Source organism: Lederbergia citri (assembly GCF_018343625.1).
Classification (GTDB): domain Bacteria; phylum Bacillota; class Bacilli; order Bacillales; family Bacillaceae_C; genus Lederbergia; species Lederbergia citri.
This window is the reverse complement of record NZ_JAGYPG010000005.1, coordinates 50,744-70,701: the sequence shown is the minus strand read 5'-3', so window position 1 is coordinate 70,701 and position 19,958 is coordinate 50,744. Positions and strand designations below refer to the sequence as shown.

The 19,958-nt window shown below is 36.4% G+C and carries 17 protein-coding genes and 1 pseudogene; 2 read left to right on the top strand and 16 right to left on the bottom strand.

All coding sequences use genetic code 11. The features are described from left to right. Positions 1-258: 258 nt before the first annotated feature. The 12 genes from KHA97_RS22000 to KHA97_RS21945 form a co-directional block, all read right to left on the bottom strand. Positions 259-1,836: a catalase gene (locus tag KHA97_RS22000; RefSeq protein ID WP_213126954.1), complete on the bottom strand. Its 1,578-nt coding sequence runs from the start codon at positions 1,834-1,836 to the stop codon at positions 259-261. A gap of 312 nt (positions 1,837-2,148) precedes the next feature. After that, positions 2,149-2,607: a VOC family protein gene (locus KHA97_RS21995; protein WP_213126953.1), complete on the bottom strand. Its 459-nt coding sequence runs from the start codon at positions 2,605-2,607 to the stop codon at positions 2,149-2,151. A 652-nt stretch (positions 2,608-3,259) separates the two neighbouring features. Continuing rightward, positions 3,260-4,648, bottom strand: a complete 1,389-nt coding sequence (locus KHA97_RS21990; RefSeq protein WP_213126952.1) for a family 4 glycosyl hydrolase — start codon at positions 4,646-4,648, stop codon at positions 3,260-3,262. Between the two features lie 86 nt (positions 4,649-4,734). Further along, positions 4,735-5,559, bottom strand: a complete 825-nt coding sequence (locus tag KHA97_RS21985) for a carbohydrate ABC transporter permease (RefSeq protein WP_213126951.1) — start codon at positions 5,557-5,559, stop codon at positions 4,735-4,737. A gap of 12 nt (positions 5,560-5,571) precedes the next feature. Continuing rightward, positions 5,572-6,513, bottom strand: coding sequence for a carbohydrate ABC transporter permease (locus KHA97_RS21980; protein WP_233713722.1), 942 nt, complete (start codon positions 6,511-6,513; stop codon positions 5,572-5,574). Between the two features lie 57 nt (positions 6,514-6,570). Then, positions 6,571-7,851, bottom strand: a complete 1,281-nt coding sequence (locus KHA97_RS21975) for an ABC transporter substrate-binding protein (protein ID WP_213126950.1) — start codon at positions 7,849-7,851, stop codon at positions 6,571-6,573. 65 nt (positions 7,852-7,916) lie between these two features. Continuing rightward, the gene (locus KHA97_RS21970; RefSeq protein ID WP_213126949.1) at positions 7,917-8,870 is read right to left on the bottom strand and encodes a carbohydrate kinase family protein; all 954 of its coding nucleotides are present in this window, start codon (positions 8,868-8,870) and stop codon (positions 7,917-7,919) included. Between the two features lie 30 nt (positions 8,871-8,900). Beyond that, complete coding sequence (gene melA, locus KHA97_RS21965) at positions 8,901-10,205, bottom strand: alpha-galactosidase (protein WP_213126948.1); 1,305 nt, start codon at positions 10,203-10,205, stop codon at positions 8,901-8,903. 225 nt (positions 10,206-10,430) lie between these two features. Then, positions 10,431-11,360 (bottom strand): 1-phosphofructokinase, encoded by a 930-nt coding sequence (gene pfkB / locus KHA97_RS21960; protein WP_213126947.1) that lies wholly within the window; start codon positions 11,358-11,360, stop codon positions 10,431-10,433. 9 nt (positions 11,361-11,369) lie between these two features. Then, complete coding sequence (gatY, locus tag KHA97_RS21955) at positions 11,370-12,221, bottom strand: tagatose-bisphosphate aldolase subunit GatY (protein WP_213126946.1); 852 nt, start codon at positions 12,219-12,221, stop codon at positions 11,370-11,372. Continuing rightward, positions 12,221-13,384 carry an SIS domain-containing protein gene (locus tag KHA97_RS21950; RefSeq protein ID WP_213126945.1) on the bottom strand — a complete coding sequence of 388 codons (1,164 nt, stop codon included), beginning with the start codon at positions 13,382-13,384 and terminating at the stop codon, positions 12,221-12,223. Before KHA97_RS21950 ends, gatY begins: the two co-directional genes overlap by 1 nt. A gap of 64 nt (positions 13,385-13,448) precedes the next feature. Continuing rightward, positions 13,449-14,168 (bottom strand): GntR family transcriptional regulator, encoded by a 720-nt coding sequence (locus KHA97_RS21945; RefSeq protein WP_213126944.1) that lies wholly within the window; start codon positions 14,166-14,168, stop codon positions 13,449-13,451. A 354-nt stretch (positions 14,169-14,522) separates the two neighbouring features. On the opposite strand from KHA97_RS21945, the gene KHA97_RS21940 reads away from it, so the two are divergent. Then, on the top strand, positions 14,523-14,987 hold the full coding sequence (locus KHA97_RS21940; protein ID WP_213126943.1) for a hypothetical protein: 465 nt from the start codon (positions 14,523-14,525) through the stop codon (positions 14,985-14,987). A 112-nt stretch (positions 14,988-15,099) separates the two neighbouring features. Next, a pseudogene (locus KHA97_RS21935) lies at positions 15,100-15,699 on the top strand (class I SAM-dependent methyltransferase); the annotation flags it as partial. Positions 15,700-16,053: 354 nt separating this feature from the next. Here KHA97_RS21935 and KHA97_RS21930 read toward each other — a convergent pair. The 4 genes from KHA97_RS21930 to KHA97_RS21915 all read right to left on the bottom strand — a co-directional run bounded on the left by KHA97_RS21930 (position 16,054) and on the right by KHA97_RS21915 (position 19,604). Next, the gene (locus tag KHA97_RS21930; RefSeq protein WP_213126942.1) at positions 16,054-17,160 is read right to left on the bottom strand and encodes an anti-sigma factor domain-containing protein; all 1,107 of its coding nucleotides are present in this window, start codon (positions 17,158-17,160) and stop codon (positions 16,054-16,056) included. Continuing rightward, positions 17,157-17,912: an RNA polymerase sigma-I factor gene (sigI, locus tag KHA97_RS21925; protein ID WP_213126941.1), complete on the bottom strand. Its 756-nt coding sequence runs from the start codon at positions 17,910-17,912 to the stop codon at positions 17,157-17,159. Before sigI ends, KHA97_RS21930 begins: the two co-directional genes overlap by 4 nt. Before the next feature lie 81 nt (positions 17,913-17,993). Further along, on the bottom strand, positions 17,994-18,848 hold the full coding sequence (locus KHA97_RS21920; RefSeq protein ID WP_213126940.1) for a hypothetical protein: 855 nt from the start codon (positions 18,846-18,848) through the stop codon (positions 17,994-17,996). Between the two features lie 366 nt (positions 18,849-19,214). Next, a complete protein-coding gene (locus KHA97_RS21915) occupies positions 19,215-19,604 on the bottom strand; it encodes a hypothetical protein (protein ID WP_213126939.1) in 390 nt (129 codons plus the stop codon). Positions 19,605-19,958 lie beyond the last annotated feature (354 nt).

Sequence of the window (19,958 nt, the reverse complement as noted above, 5' to 3'; positions counted from 1 at the left end):
ATACTACTCTTCCCTATGTCTTCACCTATTAAAACCATCGGAGAAACAATTAATCTGGTAACACGCTCACAATAAAAGAATACTCATTTATGCACACCTATCACCCGAAAAAATAAATGAGCATTATTTTTGTAAACGAGATGTTATTTAACAGTATTTGAAATCATTCATTTTGTGTATGCTGTGAAAAAATAAGATGAGTATAATATAGGTGGAAGAAAAATAAGTTGTTTTTCTTCCACCTTTCTTTTTCAGTACTTAATATCCGTCTGTTTTGTGCCCCATTTTTTCTGCATCTTTGACCGTTTTATCCGCAGTGGAGGAACTCGTATGCGAATTATTTTCACTTTTTGAATGCGCGATTCCATCTGCAACTTGTTTTCCATAATCCGGGTCAGCTTTTGTGAAGTATTCAATCATTTTTTCTTGGATAACGGGATTACAAATTTTTAGTGCATCGACTAAATTTGATATGAGTTCTTCCCTTTCTACATCATCAAAGGCACGATACGTTTCACCAGCTTGTTTGAAATCATTGGTACGATCAATTTTTTGCCTTACTAATGTTGCATCATAATGCGGTTGATGATCTTTAACATTTTTGGTCGCTTCTTTTAATCCTCCTAGAACGGAAGGCTCATAGTTAACGTGTAGATTTTGTCCAGGAGCGCGATCCACTTTATATTGCATTTGCCCTCCTCCTTGATTCGTTGCCACTCGTTTTTTCGGTGCATTTATTGGAAGCTGTAAATAATTTGCACCTACGCGATACCGTTGTGTATCCGAATATGAAAACGTCCTGCCTTGAAGCATTTTATCATCAGAGAAATCAAGTCCATCCACAAGGACTCCTGTGCCAAATGCTGCCTGCTCCACTTCTACAAAATAATCTTCAGGATTTTTATTTAGGACCATTCTTCCCACGGGCAGCCAAGGAAATTGTTCTTTTGGCCATAGTTTTGTATCGTCAAGAGGATCAAAATCTAATTCAGGGTGCACGCCATCACTCATGATTTGTACGAATAGCTCCCATTCGGGATATTCACCACGTTCGATCGCTTCATATAAATCTTGTGTTGCGTGGTTAAAGTTTTTACCCTGAATTTCCTCTGCTTCTTTTTGCGTTAAATTCTTTATACCTTGCTTCGGTTCCCAATGATATTTTATAAGGACAGCTTCACCTTCACTGTTTACCCATTTATACGTGTTCACTCCGGACCCTTGCATTTGGCGGTAATTCGCCGGAATCCCCCAAGGAGAAAATAAAAAGGTAATCATATGAGTAGCTTCTGGTGTTTGTGAAACAAAATCAAACATTCTCTCAGGATCAGGAAGATTGTTCACAGGGTCATGTTTAAACGCATGAATCATATCAGGGAATATCATCGCGTCACGAATAAAGAATATCTTTAAGTTGTTCCCTACTAAATCCCAGTTCCCCTCTTCTGTATAAAACTTTACAGCAAATCCGCGGGGATCCCGTAAGGTTTCTGGAGAGTGACCTCCACCAGCTACAGTAGAAAAACGAACGAAAACAGGTGTCTGCTTCCCTGCTTTTTGCAATACCTTAGCCCGTGTGTATTTGGAAATCGGCTCATTTCCCACCTTCCCATAGGATTCAAAATACCCATGAGCACCTGCTCCACGCGCATGAACAATACGTTCAGGAATCTTCTCACGGTCAAAATGCGAAATTTTTTCAATGAAATGGTAATTTTCTAATGTGGAAGGTCCTCTATTTCCCATAGTTCTAATGTTCTGGTTATCCGAAATTGGGTGTCCTTGACGATTCGTTAGCGTCATTTCATCTTCAAATTCTTGACCATTATGGCTCATATTTTATCCTCCATATCCAAATGATATAAAGATATTAATGTCCATAAACAAGATAACTATGTATTATTTATCAGATGAAATTAAGGGACAGCACAATAAGAAAAAGGTAGAAAAACCAGAAGTGGATTTACTACCTTTTTCATTATACATTTAATTAAAACGGAATTTCTTAAGCGCCAAGAATTTCTTCAACTAAAATTTCCATTCCGATCGGCGTCATTAATAACCATGGCAATTTCTCCCGCTTTCTCCTACATGTCTAAATTTGTGTAGTATTCATTAGGAAAGCTCCTTGTTTTTTATCTATAGTTTTCAGGGCTGCCATATTTCTAACATATTTCCATCTGGGTCACGAAATTTAAAGTTAGGTCCACTAGGCTTATTTTCTGGAATATCAGATACAATGTTTACTCCGTTTTCTTTAAAGCGATTGTATATCTCTTGGATTCGGGGAGTAATAAAGCAAGCTAGGGGAAGGCGAGCACTGCTCTCTAATGTAAAATCTAAGCCCCCTACTGCTTGTTTTGTTTTTATAAGGAATATTGCAGGAACTGTTTGCCTGAGACCCGGTTCAAGGAAATTCCCGTTAAGATCAGGAAATCTCAAAATCGATAATTCCATCCCCGGTTTAACAGGATTATGGTTTGTAGGTTCACATCCTAAATTTTTTTGATACCATTTAATAGACTCATAAACGTCTTGCACAGGAATGTAAATACAAGTTACACCTGTAATGTCTTCTAGTTTTTCCTCTAATTTAATTTGTTCCATAAGCAATATTCTCCCTTCTTCATTCACATTAATCTAAGAATAAGCTAATACTTAGGTATATTCTTCTATACTAATCAACATTTACCTTCCTTCTGTATATGCATTTTCTTCATGACAGTATGAGTATGCTCAAGGTGGCAAGGTCAAAACGCAAATTTAGCATATACAGAATTGTTATTCTGAATGAACTAAAGCGGTGCTGGAAGATAAGAAAAACGATAAAGACGGGTACCATGATTAAGACAGCGGCAGACATAACAACATTAAAATTTGTTGTGTTTTGACTGTTAAAAAACACCAAAGCCAATGGTACAGTCATAATCATCTTGTAACCCATAAGATGGATATTGATAGGGCTAGTCAAGAATAAGAAGACGATATATTCCAGAGAAGGTACTTAGGATTATGGGGAGTTCGACATTAAAAAGTAGATTCATGTGTAAATAAGATATTAATAGAATAGATGCCAGGTTCTAAAACAAATACGAATTGTTTTAGAACCTGGCACATAATCCTAGCCTTCGCACACATAGCTGTTTCCTGGAACTGCCATTTTGTACTATTAAATATCTCCCACATTTAGGATCGTAGTTATTTCTTACATTCAGGTCACACCAGAGAAATTTCTTTGTATCCTTCTAAATAGCATATTTTATTTACTAGGAATTTCTGTATGACTAAATTGCGGTAAAAATTCTCGATGTGCTTCAATCAATTCCTTTGCTAAACTCACTGCGATTTCTTCTGTGTTAACCGATCCATCCAACAAAAGGGCTTCAACAAACATAGAAAAGTCACCTGTTAAAGCTGCTCGTACAGTCAAATTCACTACCGAAATATGATTATGTAATAGGCTATTCGGAATTTCAGGTACATCATTTATAAATAAAGGTATAAAACCCTTAGCGGTTGCTATAGCTGGCATCTCTAGTACTACATCATAAGGTAAGCTTGGAATTGCACCTTGATTTGGAATATTTATTGAATAAACTTTTCTGTCATCCGAGTACAAAGAATGTAAGATTTCTACCAGCTGTTCGTGCTCGCCCTCTGAGCGATGGAATAATCTCTCATTGATACTTCCGTCTATAGCTTGTTTATGCATCTTCTCATATTCACGGTCTCCATATTCAATCACTTTTTCAAAAGAAAATGCATCTTTACCGAGTGTCTTTCCATAGTAATGCCCTGCTGGGAAACGTTCAGGGAAAAACTCTACTACATGTCTGTCTAGTACAGCAGGAAACACATTATATTTTTCAAAGAACTCCCATGAAAATGGATTATCTCCATAAAATGGGGTATCTGAATCGCATCCGCCCATCTCACGGAATGCCTCTAAGTTTGGGTGTATCGATAAGCCCTTTTGCTCCGAAAGCTTTTCCAATAATAATGGTTTTGCATCTTTACCTTTTAATCTTAAATCATATAAGAAGGTGAGATGGTTAAGCCCTACCCCCAAAGTTTTAAATTCCGAGGGTGGTACACCAAGAAACTTCGCCAAATACTGTTCGACATGAATTACACCGTGGCATAATCCGATGACAGGGATGCCTATTTCTTTTTTTATCGCTGTACAGATTGCTGTCATTGGGTTTGAATAGTTGAAAAAGTAAGCCTCAGGACATAGTTCTTTAACATCCCTTGCAATTTCAAGCATAGCAGGGATCATCCGTAATGCCCTTGATATTCCACCGGGCATTGTCGTATCCCCGACTGGTTGATAGACCCCATACTTTCTAGGGATAAGAACATCATTTTCCCAAGCCCTTCTTCCCCCCACTGCAACGGTTGTAACAACAACGTCCGCACCAGGCAATAACTCCCTTCTATTGGTAGAAGAAGTGATAATAATATCGGCATTTTTCTTTTCGACCATTTTTTTTGTTAGTGTGGTAATCGATTGAAGAGCCCTTTCATCTATATCGACCAAGGCAATTTCCCAACGACCAATACGTTCCGAAACAATAAAATCAGTCACTAGTCCTTGCGTAAAAACGGCGCTACCAGCTCCAATTAAAACAATTTTCCTTCTACCCAATATCTTGAACCTCCCCTTTTCATCAACGCCGGTACATTAATTAATAAAAGTTACATACACAATAAGTAAAAGGTACAGCCATTACGTTATTTCAAACCGGTAAGGGCCATTCCTTTAATAAACTGCCGTTGGAATATCAGGAATACAATAACGACTGGAATCATAATTAGAACACCTGCTGACATAACCACATTGTAGTTGACAGAATGCTGGCCATTAAAGAAAACTAACGCCAATGGCACTGTCATTTTATTGGTGTCATTCAACACAATCAGTGGCCATAAATAATCATTCCACGCTGCCATAAAAGTGAAAATTCCCAGTGCCGATAATGCTGGTGTTAACTGGGGTAAAATCATACTCCAGAATGTACGGAACTCTCCGGCTCCATCTATACGGGCAGCCTCGATTAAATCATTTGGAATCGCTTCAATAAACTGTTTCGCTAAAAAGATGCCAAATCCGCTTACTAAATTTGGAATGATAATAGCAAGCAGATTATTTAACAATCCCATTTTAGCAATAATCAAATAGCTTGGTATCATGACAACTTGAAATGGAACCATCATGGTTGCAAGCAGCAAAACAAAGTAGATCTTTTGACCACGAAAACGATACTTAGCAAAAACATAACCGCCTATCGCACTTGTGAATAGCGTTACCAAGGTGATGGCCGCCGACGTAATCGTACTATTCAAAAGCCACCTCATGAAGGGAGCCTCTTGAATAACAGTTTTATAACCATCAAATGAGATTGATTTTGGGAATAATCCCGATGATGGGGAGATGATTTCCAGATTGCTTTTTAAGGAGGATAACACCATCCATAAATAAGGAATAAACATAATGATTGCTCCTACAGAAATAAAGAAAAAAAGAATGATATAAGGAACATCTACTTTACCTTTCATACCCTTGCCCTCCTAGTACTCCCAATTTGATTTGCCGACACGAAGTTGAATAATCGTGATGATTAAAATGATTAAAAATAGAACCGTTGCGATCGCGGAGGCATAACCCATATTAAAATACTTAAAAGCATGGTCATAAATACTTAATGCCAATACCCTCGTTTCATTCTGGGGTTCCCCATTTGTAAGCACCTGGAATTGCGGAAACATTTGGAAGTAAGACAAACTTGTCATAATGGTAATAAAAAGGGTTGTACGACTCAAAAGAGGAACTGTAATATTTCGAAACCTGTCCCACTTGCCGGCACCATCCAGATCAGCTGCCTCATAAAACATTTCTGGGATAGCATTCAATCCTGCGATAAATATGACAATATTAAAGCCCATATCAGCCCAAAGTGTCATAATGATGACGGAATACATCGCCATTGTTGGGTCAGTCAACCAATCAATTCCTGAGAACCCAATACTCGTTAAAATCATATTGAATAGACCTCTATCAGAATTAAAAAGGGTAGACCAAACAACCGCCGAGGCAGCTAAAGGGGCTATACATGGCAAAAAGTAAAGTGTACGGAATGTATCTTGAAAAAAACGGCTCCGAATTTTACTAATTCCGATGGCAATGAATAATGTTAAAAATATATTTCCAGGGACAGCAATAATAATAAACTTAAATGTATTCCAAAAGGTTTTTTTAAACACATCATCCCGTAGTAGCTCTTTAAAGTTTTCTAGTCCAACAAAGGGAGAGTTGGCATTTAACGGATTATACTGGTATAAAGATAAAAGCAATCCCCAGACAATTGGGATCACAAAGAATATCATAAACAAAACCATAATAGGCGTTAAGGTGACAAAAATAAATTGCCGTTTCTTTTTATATAGGTCTGAGAGTGTCTTTTGATGTTGATTCTCTTTGCTTGGCATATTCGTCTCGGTTTGTACTCGCATAATATCACTCCTTTTAAAAGAAGAGGGATTACCCTCTTCTTTGTTCATTACCATTCGTTATTTCTGTTTATCCACCATATTATTAATCTCTGTTTCAATCTTTTTCAAACCATCCTCAATTGAAAGTTTTTCATCCACGATCAATTGAAAGTTATCATTCACTTGCTGTTTAAAGAAATCTGTATCAAAATCACCGATATATTTACCGTACTCTAAAATGTCCAAAGATGCCTTCATTTTAGGTAGAGCTTCCAAAAGCTCCGGATCCTCAGCAGCCGCAATATTGGCAGGTACAGTGAACGTAGTAATATTAAAGTATTTTGATTGTTCTTTCTCAGTCATATAATTCACGAATTTCCATGCTTCCTCTTGATGCTTGCTGGATTTTGCAACAATTTCTCCCCAACCAGTTTCCGCGGCAAAATATGGCTTACTATTTCCATAGGCTGGCATCGGAATGTAGTCAAACTCTCCTAATTCATAGTTTTCCTGCCCTTCCGCAATGGTCCAAGGTCCTCTATACGCCATTGCTGACTTTCCTGTGAAGAAAAAGTCAGAAATATCTAGATCCCCACCAAAATCTCTAAAGTCCGTAACCTTATACTCTGTTAAAAACCGCTTCATCTCACTCATTGCCTTTGTTGCTTCAGGAGTACCAAAATCCACATGCCCGTCTTCTGTTAAATATTCTCCGCCTTGTTGAAGAATAAGGGACAAGAAAAAGAATGTAATATTATCTCCACTCACAAACTCGAATCCTTTAGTTGTGATTTTAATGTTCTCGGTTTTTGTTAGTTTGATAGAAGCATCAACAAGTTCGTCCCATGTTGTTGGATATTCAATTCCTGCTTCTTTAAACATATCGGGACTTGCAAGCATTCCTCCATTTTCCAAATTGTATTCTTGCGGAATCCCGTAAATGGTTCCATCCTTCGTATAAGCACCTAAAGCAGGTTCAAAAAAGTCCGTTTCTAACTTATCGGCATACATATCAGGAACAGGTGAAAGGTGTCCATTTTTAATATATTGTGGCGCCCAGCTGCCAAAAACTTGGGCGATATCAGGAGCTGCATTTCCAGCATAGGCCGTCTTCAATTTTTGAACGAAAGCATCGTATGGAAAAATTTGCAGGTCTATCTCCACATTTGGATTTTCCTTTGTGTAATCTTCAATAAACTTCTTATTTGCTTTTACAAACGCAGGATTATCATGAGCCCACCATACGAGCTTTACCTTGCCGGAATCTGAGCCGCCAGAAGATGAGTTGTTTGAACACGCTTGCAAAACTAGTATAGAGACTAAAGCGAACATTAATGCTGAAAGCAATCTTTTCTTCATAATATTTGGTTCCCCCCATAATTTTGTTTCTATTTTTTAATTCACTTTCAACTAAATACCTTAGTTCACAGAGCAACATCTTTTTCACTTTTCGCTTTTTTCATAAATTCTTTAACTTCGGTCATTGAAGGAACATTACTTGCACCTCCAATTCTTTGGGTAGCGAGTGCTCCAGACGCATTTGCCATTTCCAGTAATTCAATCCCTTTTAAATTTTGGAGATGTCCGGCAATTAATCCGGCATTAAAGGAATCCCCCGCCCCCGTTGTATCAATCGGATTGACCTTTAGAGCAGGTGCTTCAAGAATATCTTTACTCTCTTCAATCATGATGGATCCATTTTTACCTCTTTTAACAACAACCTTCCCACTTAACTCGGGAAGCTGATCAATAATCTGGTCAAGTCCATTAATATTAAATATATTCAGGATTTCATCTTCGCTTGGAATGAAATAATCCGCTAATTGGATTACTTCCGATATCACCTCCCTGTCCCAACTATTATGTGGATCCCATCCTGTATCGAATGATGTACTTATAGAATGCTTTTTAGCCTTTGCAAAAATTGTTTTCCAACTTTTCTTCATCTTTTCTTGGAGATAGAAAGAACCAAAATGTATATGATCAGCCTTGGAATATATATCATCCGGGATATTTTCTTCAGTTAATTCCGATATGGCACCCATATAAGTCAATAAAGCGCGGTCATCTTTAGTAGAAAGAGAGACTGTTACACCTGTTTGCAAATGATCGGCAATCGTTACATACGATGTATCTACACCATTTTTTTGTAATTGATCTAAGCAAAAGTGACCAAACGGATCATTTCCTACCACTCCGACAAAAAAAACATTGTATCCCATTCCTGCTAGGCAACTTGCTGTAATAGCTGAAGAAGATCCCAATACTTGGTCGAATCTGTCAACAAGCTTTTCCCGATTCAATTCTGGTGTTACATCTTCACCTGTAATAATTAAATCAGCATTAATTTCTCCTAGTATAAAAATATTTCTATCCATATATTTCACCACCTTTAAATATGCTTTTTATTATTTAAGATCTCCGATATACTCTCTTTCTGCTTCAAATAATTCATTGAACATAGACCTTATTTCTTCCAATGAGCAGACTGCCGAAGTCAATGGATCAATTGCTAAAGCATAAAATGCTTTTTCTTTATCTTTTTCAAGAACAGCTTGTACAGCCAATTCAAAGAATGCCATATTGCTTCTACATAGAGCAGCTAGATGTTCAGGAAGTTTCCCAAACTTAGTAGGCTGAATGCCGTTTCCATCAACAAGACAGGCTACTTCAACAATCCCATCATGAGGTAGATTTTGAATTACCCCTTCGTTTGCTACATTTCCATAGATAATCTTCGGAGTTTTCGTTACCATTGCTTCTATAATATCGGCGGCGTATTCATTACTTGATTCCAAACTGATTTCCTCTTCACCGGAAATCTTGCGTAATATCTCCGCATCATTCTCTTTTCTCCATGTCGGCCAATTATTTGCATAAAATCCAGTTGCACCATTATATCCAGCACTACAATGTTGATCGATTAAGTCTTGTCGTTTTCGATAGTAAGGAATATATTCTGAGAAGTGGCCACTAGACTCGGAAACAAACGCCCCTAAGTATTTCATAAAATCAAAGCGAACTGGATCCTTTAATAATAAGTTTGGATCGTTGGCTATTTTATCTTTTAATACTGGATACATATCCTTTTGATCATGGGTCAGTTTAGTAAACCATGACATGTGATTAATGCCAGCCGCTTTCCACTCCAGTTGTTCGTAAGGCACTTCTAAATATTCTGATAATTGCCTTGATGTATTTTGAATTGAATGACATAATCCGACAACAGGAATCTTTGAAACCCTCGTCGTTGCAAGGGTTACTGCGGACATAGGATTTGTATAGTTCAATATCGTTGAATTTGGACAAAGCTCATTGATATCTTCCACAATCTTTATCCATTCTGGAAGGGTACGTAATGTTTTAAAAAGCCCACCAGGACCAAGAGTATCCCCAATACATTGATTCACCCCATATTTTAAAGGTATTTCATATTCCGCTTTCACTGTATACAAACCTGCTACTTCAATTTGATTGATGACAAAATCTGAACCAGGCAAGATCTCTCTTCTATTTATGGAAGATTCCACTGTCCACCTTTTTCCTGTAAGCTTAATAATTTTTTCTACTAGTTGATGGGCGATTTCCAACCGATATTCATCGATATCTACAAGTCCAATACTTCCTTCATCTAATCCAGGAATATTTAATATATCTACCGCTAAGTTTTGTGTAAAGGCGCTTCCTGCCCCAATAATTGTTACTTTTGTCATAGAATAATCTTCCCCTTTATATGAATATATTTTTTTGTTTATAAAACATGTCTGCAAGTCCTATTTAACTTCTAAAGTAATAATCTATTGTTATTCATTAAAATAGGTGGACCCTTTTTGCGTGCGCTTTCAATATGGTTGTTTACAAAAATTGTAAATTGTAAATGGGAATAGAATAGAGTCTTCTCGTTTGTTATGGAATTCGTAGGATAAAGCCCACTATATTTATAAAACGGTTACATCAATTTTAGTTAATAGTTCTTGTACCTTATGTAAATGAATCTCCCCGGTTTTTGCTTCCATTGCATTTGACATTCCACAAGCACACGCCCATTTTAGGCAGGTTTTGAAATCATATTGATTTTTCAGTGCATATGCCATCCCTGCCAACATACTATCACCAGAACCCACTGGATTTATGACTGGAATTTCGGGGATTTCCGCAAGCAATACGGTGTCATGCCCTACTAAAAGAGCTCCTTCTTTACCTAAGGATACGAGCACATATTGAACTCCCGTTTCACAAATTTTTTTCGCTGCGTCGATCATTTCATCCATTGTCAATTCTTGTTTGCCAACATATTGACATAGTTCTTCTTTATTTGGTTTGATTAAAAATGGTCTTCCTTGGATGCCATATTCAAGCGCTTTTCCACTAGTGTCCAATATAAATGGAACGTTTGACGCATTAGCCATTTCACTAATTTCCGAATAAATGTCTAGAGGAATCCCCTTAGGCAAACTACCCGATGCCGTAATCAACTTTGCCTTTTCCAACATCTTGGAAAACTCAGATAAAAATTTATCCTTTTCCGCAATCGTTATAAATGGGCCTTCCTCTAGCAACTCCGTTTGTGTACCATATTGATTATCAATGATCGCAAGACAAGTTCTTGTTTCTTCATTAATTTCAATAAATGAGTGATCTAGCCCTTCTTGGTTTAGCCGACTTTTTATCCACGAACCACTATGTCCCCCCAAAAAGCCGGTACATAGTGGCTCACATCCTAATTGTTTTAATACCCTCGAAACATTTAAACCTTTACCACCCGCTGTTTTACTGCCATTTGCCACACGCTGCACTTTATTCAGCTGAAAGTGGTGCGATTGGTAAGAAACATCGATAGCAGGATTAAGTGTGATTGTAATAATCATTCAAATCTCCTATGCTTTCTGTCCACTGTGACACATATTGATTTTATTCTTAACAACCTGTTTCAATTCTGCGGTTGCCCCTTCGAAATATTTACGCGGATCGTTTTCTTCCGGATGCTCACTAAAGTAGCCACGTAAACCTGAAGCAAAAGCATTCTTCAATTCAGTCGAAACATTCACTTTACATATCCCCATCCGTATCGTTTCCTGGACAAGGGCATCTGGAAGTCCGGAACCACCATGTAGGACAAGAGGAATATCAACAACCTTCTGAATTTCATTTAAACGCTCTAAATCAAGTTTCGGCTCCCCTTTATATAGTCCATGTGCTGTACCAATCGCAACAGCCAAAGAGTTAATTCCAGTTCGTTCAACAAATTCCTGTGCCTGATCTGGATTTGTGTAGATTGCATCTTTTTCATCGACGCTCATATCATCTTCAATCCCGCTCAAACGTCCCAGCTCAGCCTCAACAATGGCTCCTCTAGGGCCAGCGTAATCAACCACTTCTTTAACAATCCGAATATTTTCTTCAAATGGATGATGACTGGCATCAATCATAACAGAGCGAATCCCTGCATCGATCAATCTTTTGATGTCATCCACATTTTCGTGATGGTCCAAATGAAACTCAAATGGAACGCTATATACTTTTCGGGCAGCCTCCATAATACCAACAATGAATTCTTCACCCACATATTTAATGGTTCCTGGTGTTAAGGCGAGCAGTACAGGTGAATTCATTTCTTCCGCCGTTTCAAGCACTGCCTTTGCAATTTCCATATTATGTGTATTAAAAGCTGGGACTGCATAATTTTTACCTTGTGCCTCTAAAACTAAGTTTCTAGCTTGTCTATACATTATTCGTTTCCCCCATAAGGATGGATTTTTACTCCTTGGACCACTCTGTTGATTAAACCGTCTGGAGAAGGATTATCTGGAGATATTCCGCTATCCAAAGATTTTTCATATGCAAATGATTGCGCAAATATGACATATGGGAATGTTAACCACACATCCTCCAATGATACAAGCTCGGGATTCACTACTTGTATATCACTATGCTTTTTAATAAATGGGTCTTCCATTCCAGAAATAGCAACTAAAGGTCCGCGATTTTTCTCATAATACAACTCTTCCAGCATATCCAAATCATATTTTCTTGTATATTCTTGATTGGATAGATACACAACAACCATCGTCTTATTATTTAAAAATGACTTTGGACCATGACGAAATCCTAATGATGTATCAAACATGGTTGAGAATTTCCCACCTGTCAGCTCCAAAAATTTAAGGGCTGATTCCCGTGACAAACCTTCAAATACACCTGAACCAAGATATACAAGTCTTGAAATGTCTTCTTTTACAAGATTAGGAAGAAGCTCAGTACAGGCACTTAACATTTTTTCACCGGCGCTCGCTACTTTTTCAAGTTTTTCGGAAAAATTCTCCTTATCATTCGTAAAAAGATATAACGCCGTTAACATCATTGTTGAAAAACTACTTGTCATCGCAAGACCTTTGTCATTGGATTCCTCAGGTAATATTAATACAAGTTGCTTACCTTCTTCTCTTTTCCTATTGGCAAGGGCGCCTTCACTATTGCAAGTGATTGTAATTTCATAAAAATCTTTAATGATCTTGTCGGCAAGTTCCACGGCCGCAATACTTTCAGGGCTGTTTCCGGACCTTGCAAATGAAACGATAATAGTTGGCACATTCTCATCTAAAAATAAATCCGGTGTAGATGTAAGGTTAGTCGTTGAAATACATTCGGCATCCCAACCTCTTTGATTAATTTCACGGCGGATATGCGGATAAAGTGTTTCCCCAACAAATGCACTGGAGCCCGCCCCCGTAAAAATAACCCTAACACGTTTATGTTGCCTTTCAATATCTCTTAAAAATGAATTCAACAATTCGACTTTTTTTGAAAAATGGACGATTGTTTTTTTCCATAAAGATGGCTGTTGTCCAATTTCTCTCAGTGTATCTGACATATTCACTTGCTGATCACTCACATTTATCACCCTTCTTTTTTATTATAACGTCATGTTGTCACTACCAGATAACTTATGAAAAAGTTCACTTTAACTCAACAAAGTAAGTGAACTTGTCACCTCTAGCTATTGTACTCGTATATTCTATGACGGATGAACCTTCATGTGTAACTCTTTCTATATGAAGGCAAGGGGCACCTTTATTGATCTTAAGTTGTTTTGCCTCCTCGTCTGTAGGAATCGTTACCTGAAACCGTTCGTTTGCCCCTGTTATTTCTGTTTGATATTTATCATTGAAAATATTATACATTGGAATTTTCTCCAAATATGTTTCCTTTAATCCTGGGAATCTACTAACAGGTAAGTATGAAGTTTCGTATAACATTGGAACATGATCCGCCAAACGTAATCTTGTTACTTTGTATAATAATTCACCTTCGGCTAAACCCATTTTCTTTGTTAGCTTTCCTTCACACTTAATGACTTCAAACTTGATTACTTTTGTTGAAGGAGTTTTATTGATTTTTTTCATTTCTTCAGTAAAACTATAAAACTTAACCAAACTTTGATTAATAACCTTTGGTGATACAAAACTACCTTTTCCGTGCTTCTTATAAATAAGTTTTTCCTTCTCTAACTCTTGCATTGTTTGTCTGACAGTCGTCCTGCTCACATTATATTGTTCACATAACTGTCTTTCAGAAGGAAGTTTATCGTGGTCTTTTAGTTCACCCTTGTTGATTTTTTCAATAATAATATCCATTAATTGATAATACAGTGGCAAGCGACTATCCATATCAATCATAGCAATCTCCTCAAGACACATAAAAACATATGTAGTGTTGTCATAACCAGTTGCTTAGAATATATCATTTGATGTCTAAACTGTAAAGTCCTTTTTTAAAAACAATTTATTTTTATTAAAGCAATGGGGGCAACTGCCCTTTGCAGGGAACGCCTTGCGAAAAAAATAATTGTTTTAGTATGGCTGCACCAAACTAGGAGGAAACTCTGTGCTTTCAAAGGGGATTTAGCATACAGTAATTTTCATAATGTTTCAAAAGCAGGCTTTTACATCTTATCAATGATGTTTAATGCTTCATAAAAAGTTGGCAGCTCTTATTCGGTTTAAAAATCAAATTCCTTTTCATCAAAAAAATTGACTAGAACACCTTATATAAAAATAACACAAATACAACATCTGTCCCATACACCAACACTAAAAACCCGGACTTTAAAATTATTCCGCAGGACAGAATTCAATCAGGCTTTTAAAGATGGCGTTTCTACCAACGGAGTTGACGAGGGTATCCTTGCTTTAGTTGATGGTTGGGGAATTGAAGGGATGGTAGGAAACAGGCCCTTAACTACTCCAAATATAACCCAACAAAAATACATTGAGTTAAAGCAATCAGGCATATATGTGTCCGATACTACTGTGGTTAATACCCAAGAGCAGCTTGACAATTATTATGCCAGAGCCAAAGCGTGGGACATTATTCCGTATCCGCGTATTGGTGGGGAATTAGCTCAGAGTTTATTCTCCGGAAGACGCTGGGCTGTCAATGGGGATTACTTTTGGGTCGAAAATCAGACCAATATAGGCCTGAGCAGCAGAAAATAAACTTGGAACTGACGGTGCCTGGATTAAATAGTTTGGTATGATGAAAGATTATAGAATAAAAGCCTTTTCTTACCATTAAAGTGAGAAAGGGCCTTTTTTTTCGGTGGTTACCCAATATGTTATTCTTGGGGCTGGGTTAGATACATTTTGCTTTCGCCACCCGGAATTAGAAAGCATTCTAGATATATACGAGATTGATTATCCAGCCACGCAAGATTTTAAAAAGAATAGATTAGAAGAAACAAATTTTAGAATACCGAGTAACCTTCATTTTGTTCCAATGGATTTCACTAAGAAGTATTCCACTCAAAAATTAATCGATCAAGGAATTGAGAATAAAAAAACGTTTTTTAGTCTGTTAGGTGTTTCCTTTTATTTAAAGAAGGAAGAATTAGCAAACTTAATCAATGAATTATTTACGACAGTACCATCAGGCAGTTCCATAGTCTTTGATTATGCAGACGAAAAACTTTTTGAAGAAAGAGGCATTTCTAATAGAGTAGAAAATATGCTAAAAATGGTTGCTGCTGGGGGATAGCCTATGAAATCGTGCTTTTATTATTCTGAAATGGAGAGTTTATTAGAAGCATCAGGTCTACTCATATACGAACATTTATCACCAACGAAAATTAATGAGCTTTATTTTAATAATCGAAATGATTATTTAACAGCATTTGAAACAATTCATTACGTGCATGCAGTGAAAAGATAAGAGTATTACCAGTTCGTTTGAACAAGATCATGGTCGCCATGATCTTGTTCATCATGTTAAGTTATTGAATTGGAGTATTAAATGGGAACACAGATACAGGCGTATGTTTCAATCTTCATAATCAAAAAAAAGACGTGCTTAAATCAGGGGAAAAAGAAAAAAACATACACACTGAAATATAAAGAATATCTATCAAAATTGATTGTTTATAATGAGAGATAAATGACAGATCAGTATAGAAGTCTTCCATATAATACACTTCAAAAATAAGTACAGCCCCATAGCCCTTATTTTCACTTTCTATTAAATAATCAACTAACCTCAACAATATTTTTTAAGCCAACCGACAATACATCACGGTTTTTTATCTTTACTTGAGTTGTTTTTTTCTCCTCTAGATGAAGAATCCTGCTTTTTCTTATTCCCATTATTATCTAAAGAAGGATTAGTAGGCTGCTCCTTCTTTTTCGGAGGATGCTCGAAATCTTTTGCTTTATCCTTTTGAGGATTTTTCTCTTTTTCTTTTTTAGTCTTTGAATTATTAGGTCTCTTATGTTCTACTTGATTTTCACTTGCTGGATTACTTTCATCTGATTTCTTATTCGGTTGTTTCGGGAATTCTTGATTTTTCTGCTGCTTTATTGGCTGTACCTTTTTTTCTTGTTCTTTTTCCTGATTTTTAGAATTTGATATTTTCTCTTGTTTTTCCTTATGTTGTATAGGCTCCTGATCTTTCTTCTGATTTTTAGAATCTAATTTTGTCTCTTTTTCAACTTTTACTGAAGATTCCTTTATTTCCGGCTCAGAAATTTCCTGATCACTTTTTTTATATTCATGAACTGACATTTGCTGTTTATTTGCTGTCATTCTGTCTTCAAACGTACTTTCGTTAACTTCTAAGGTCACTTCTTTATATGACTTTTGAACATCACTTACAGCACTTTCTATAATTTCGTGCACTATAGGTTTTTTTTCTCCGTTCGGAAAAATCGTTGTAATCATAACTTGTACATCATTAGGATTTGTAGATAAATCCTTTATTACACTATCTAATACCCTACGTAAGGGTTTCCCCTTCCATTTTTCAAAGCTATTCTCCAATTCTGAAGCCGATTCTTTCAAATGACGTAAGGAAACGACATTACCTTTCTTATCGACCCCAAACTCCATTGCCTCGTCTGTATCTAGTTGTACATAAGCCATCACAGTACTCGTATTCGGAAACAAGAATGAAGCGGATAAAAAGAGAAGCATGGCTGCAATCAAAGCGGCTCCAATAATTGCTGGATTAACTTTTCTATTAAATAGAAATGGCCAAAGAACTTGAAGAAATTCAACTTCATCTCCTATCTCTATTTTATCTTTCATCGGAATTCCGCGTAAGAATTCCCCTTTATCTGTTAGAAGGATTGAATAATATTTTTTCTTTTCGCAAACAATGCCTCTCTTTTTCCGCATCATAAAAGTTCCTCTCTAATGTATTCCTTTAGGTATACAAAGTTACTGTTAATTAGCAGTGTAACCGCCACAATATATTTTCTATTTCGTTCAATTGTCTTTCTAGACAATTTGGTAATGGATGTAAGCTCATTTATCGGTAGTCTTTTCTTTTCGATAAAATAACTATAAAAATCGGGTGTTGAAGAAATGATTTGTGCAATATTAAAAGCTATTTTTCTTGAATCATCATGTTTGGGTGAGGATACTACTAACTCTTGAAACGACAAGCCATATTCCTTAAGAACCTGTGAATATTCCTTAATCTCTTCACGGCGCTCAACAGCTTGCTGTTCTTTCAAAAATGAGGATATCGACATTTCGTTGAATACATAATGTTGAGGATTTGCACCTGCTTCCCTATCTTCATCATTTAATACAATTAGTTCTTCATTTCTTTTTGATTCTTTGCGCATATAATCAATGAGTCTTCTTTTAATAATTAAATGTGAAAAAGTCTTCAATGAAGTCTTCTCGTCGGGATTATATTGTAATATAGCTTCATAGAAACCTTTTAAAGCTACGCTAAATTCATCATCATGCTCACTAATAAATCGTTTACAGACTACTGATGCAGTTTTTTTCATAAACGGAGTATAGGCGATGAGAAGTTCGTTCATGACCTTCTCATCGCCTTTTTTTGCCTTCAATACAAGCTCTTTCAATTCTGTATTGGACTTATTATTGAATACTCCTTGTATGATAGACAAAAGCATTGGTATCTCTCCGTTCTTACCAAACAACATTCCTATTAACTATAGAAGGTAGATTGAAAATTGAAAAGAAGTTTTCTGAAATTAGTTCGTTTTTCCATTCTTTTGCTTTTGTTCTTTTCCCGCTTTTCGTTCTGTTTTTTGTGCTTCACGCTCTGCTTTTTGAGTATCTCTTAACTCTTTTCTCTGTTCAGCATGCTTTGCATTCAATTGAGCTTGTGGAGCTTTTTTAGTCGCCTTTTCTTGTTTAACTGGTGAATCAGCTTTAACAGTTTCTTCTTTTACTTCAGTTTCCTTTGGTTCTGTTGTTTGCTTTGATTGTTCAGCTTTCGATTGCTTGTTCTCCCATCTTTCAACTGAACGTTCCATATTACGCTTAATTGCAGCTTTTGCTGTTGGATTTTTCACATTTCCGTAGGCTTTTCCAAGAGCAGCTAGATTACCAGCCTTATAACCTTCTGGTGTAGCAGGAAGTGTACTTTCTTCCGTTTCAGTTGCTCCATCTTCTACTTCTTCTTGGGCAACTTCATCTTCGTCCGCTTCGTCCTCTACTTCCCCTTTATCAGAGTCTTCTACTGATTTGTCATCGTTCTCTGCTTCTTCTTTATCAACCTCTTCCAAAGTTTCATCTTCTTGATCAGTATCATTCACATTCTCGTCTGCTCCATTCTCTATTTCTTCTTGATTAGCATTTTCTGCTGTTTCATCCGCTTCATTCTCAAGCTCTTCATTAACAGTTTCATCATCTGCATGTATTTCATCAATCGCTATATTTTCCTCTGTAGTAACGTCCACTTCTTGTGATTCCTCGGCTACATATTCTGTAGAATCTTTTTTAAATGAATCTAATCCATTTGCCCATGCATACCCTGTTCCAGTTACTGTAAAACCAGCAATAAGTAGTGCTGCTCCAGTTTTCATCAATTTGTCTTTCATCATTCGTCACCTCGTCAATTTTTGTCTTTTTTTGTAGACATCTAGTTATTCGAATAAACTTTTAATTTTTATGGGGTCGTTAGAAAAATAGATCTTTTTAACTAGTTTCAATAATGAAAAACAATATGACATAGACTTTCATCGGAGCATGGATCTCTTCACTAGTGATCTAACTATAGAAAAATATTAGCACTTCTTCATAAAAGTAATATAGGTCTTTGGAACTTATTATTTTCAGAGAGATTTCATTAATAACATTCAAAATTTAATCATTATTATTGTAAAAATCTTGGTACATTGTGTCAGCCACTTCGTCTTCAAGGATATCTAATGGGTCATCAACTACTCCATGGTAATGTATGTCTATATTCATATCCGTTCCAACATCCTTATATGGGTTGAATCGATCTGAAAGATCTTCAAGCAGCTGTGCTTCCTCAAAGAATGTTGTTCACCTACTTCTTGCAACTTTCTATGCTGGTCATCTTGAAATAGGCGATCATTCTCTAATTGGTCGCGTACAACCGTTTCTTCGTTTATCCTGTTTATTTCGTCTTCCTGCCATCTTTCTAGTACCTCGGATTCACTTTCTTTCACTTGTGTTTTTTCAATCGTATCGCCAGCCCCACTAAAATATGCAATATGTGAAGTGTGATCCTTCACATTTTCTGTAACGTCCATCTTTAGAAAAAGATCCTTAAACATTGCTGCTACAAAAAGTATGCCAAGACCGCCAATTAATAACACAATCCATTCCATTTCAATCTTCCTCCTTATTTTTCCTGATTGATTTTCAGTATAATGGTAGTAAGACATATTTCTTAGGACATTATCTATACAGTAAGGGGAAAAAAGTTGGAAGATCTGCAAAATATAAAAAAAAGACAAGAATTATTACGATCATTTTTTTATGATATAGAAATTCACGATAAGAACAACTTTATGGTATGGTTAATATCCGAAGGTACAATCATTTAGAAGTCTTTCATAAAGATTTGTTTAGTAAGAGAGAACAATGAGGGATTTTAGTCTAATCATAATAAGATAAATTCTTTCAATGCACTTTATCGGATAGAAATATAGAATATATGTACTTCATCATACAAGTTCAAA

Coding starts and splice junctions, on each gene's coding strand:
- melA (WP_213126948.1), bottom strand. CDS start 10,205: ATGACAAAAGTAACAATTATTGGGGCAGGAAGCGCCTTTACACAAAAC.
- pfkB (WP_213126947.1), bottom strand. CDS start 11,360: ATGATTATTACAATCACACTTAATCCTGCTATCGATGTTTCTTACCAA.
- KHA97_RS22000 (WP_213126954.1), bottom strand. CDS start 1,836: ATGAGCCATAATGGTCAAGAATTTGAAGATGAAATGACGCTAACGAAT.
- KHA97_RS21945 (WP_213126944.1), bottom strand. CDS start 14,168: ATGATTGATATGGATAGTCGCTTGCCACTGTATTATCAATTAATGGAT.
- sigI (WP_213126941.1), bottom strand. CDS start 17,912: ATGCTTTTGTCTATCATACAAGGAGTATTCAATAATAAGTCCAATACA.
- KHA97_RS21920 (WP_213126940.1), bottom strand. CDS start 18,848: ATGATGAAAGACAAATTGATGAAAACTGGAGCAGCACTACTTATTGCT.
- KHA97_RS21915 (WP_213126939.1), bottom strand. CDS start 19,604: ATGGAATGGATTGTGTTATTAATTGGCGGTCTTGGCATACTTTTTGTA.
- KHA97_RS21985 (WP_213126951.1), bottom strand. CDS start 5,559: ATGAAAGGTAAAGTAGATGTTCCTTATATCATTCTTTTTTTCTTTATT.
- KHA97_RS21930 (WP_213126942.1), bottom strand. CDS start 17,160: ATGATGCGGAAAAAGAGAGGCATTGTTTGCGAAAAGAAAAAATATTAT.
- KHA97_RS21995 (WP_213126953.1), bottom strand. CDS start 2,607: ATGGAACAAATTAAATTAGAGGAAAAACTAGAAGACATTACAGGTGTA.
- KHA97_RS21970 (WP_213126949.1), bottom strand. CDS start 8,870: ATGGATAGAAATATTTTTATACTAGGAGAAATTAATGCTGATTTAATT.
- gatY (WP_213126946.1), bottom strand. CDS start 12,221: ATGTATAGACAAGCTAGAAACTTAGTTTTAGAGGCACAAGGTAAAAAT.
- KHA97_RS21975 (WP_213126950.1), bottom strand. CDS start 7,851: ATGAAGAAAAGATTGCTTTCAGCATTAATGTTCGCTTTAGTCTCTATA.
- KHA97_RS21980 (WP_233713722.1), bottom strand. CDS start 6,513: ATGCGAGTACAAACCGAGACGAATATGCCAAGCAAAGAGAATCAACAT.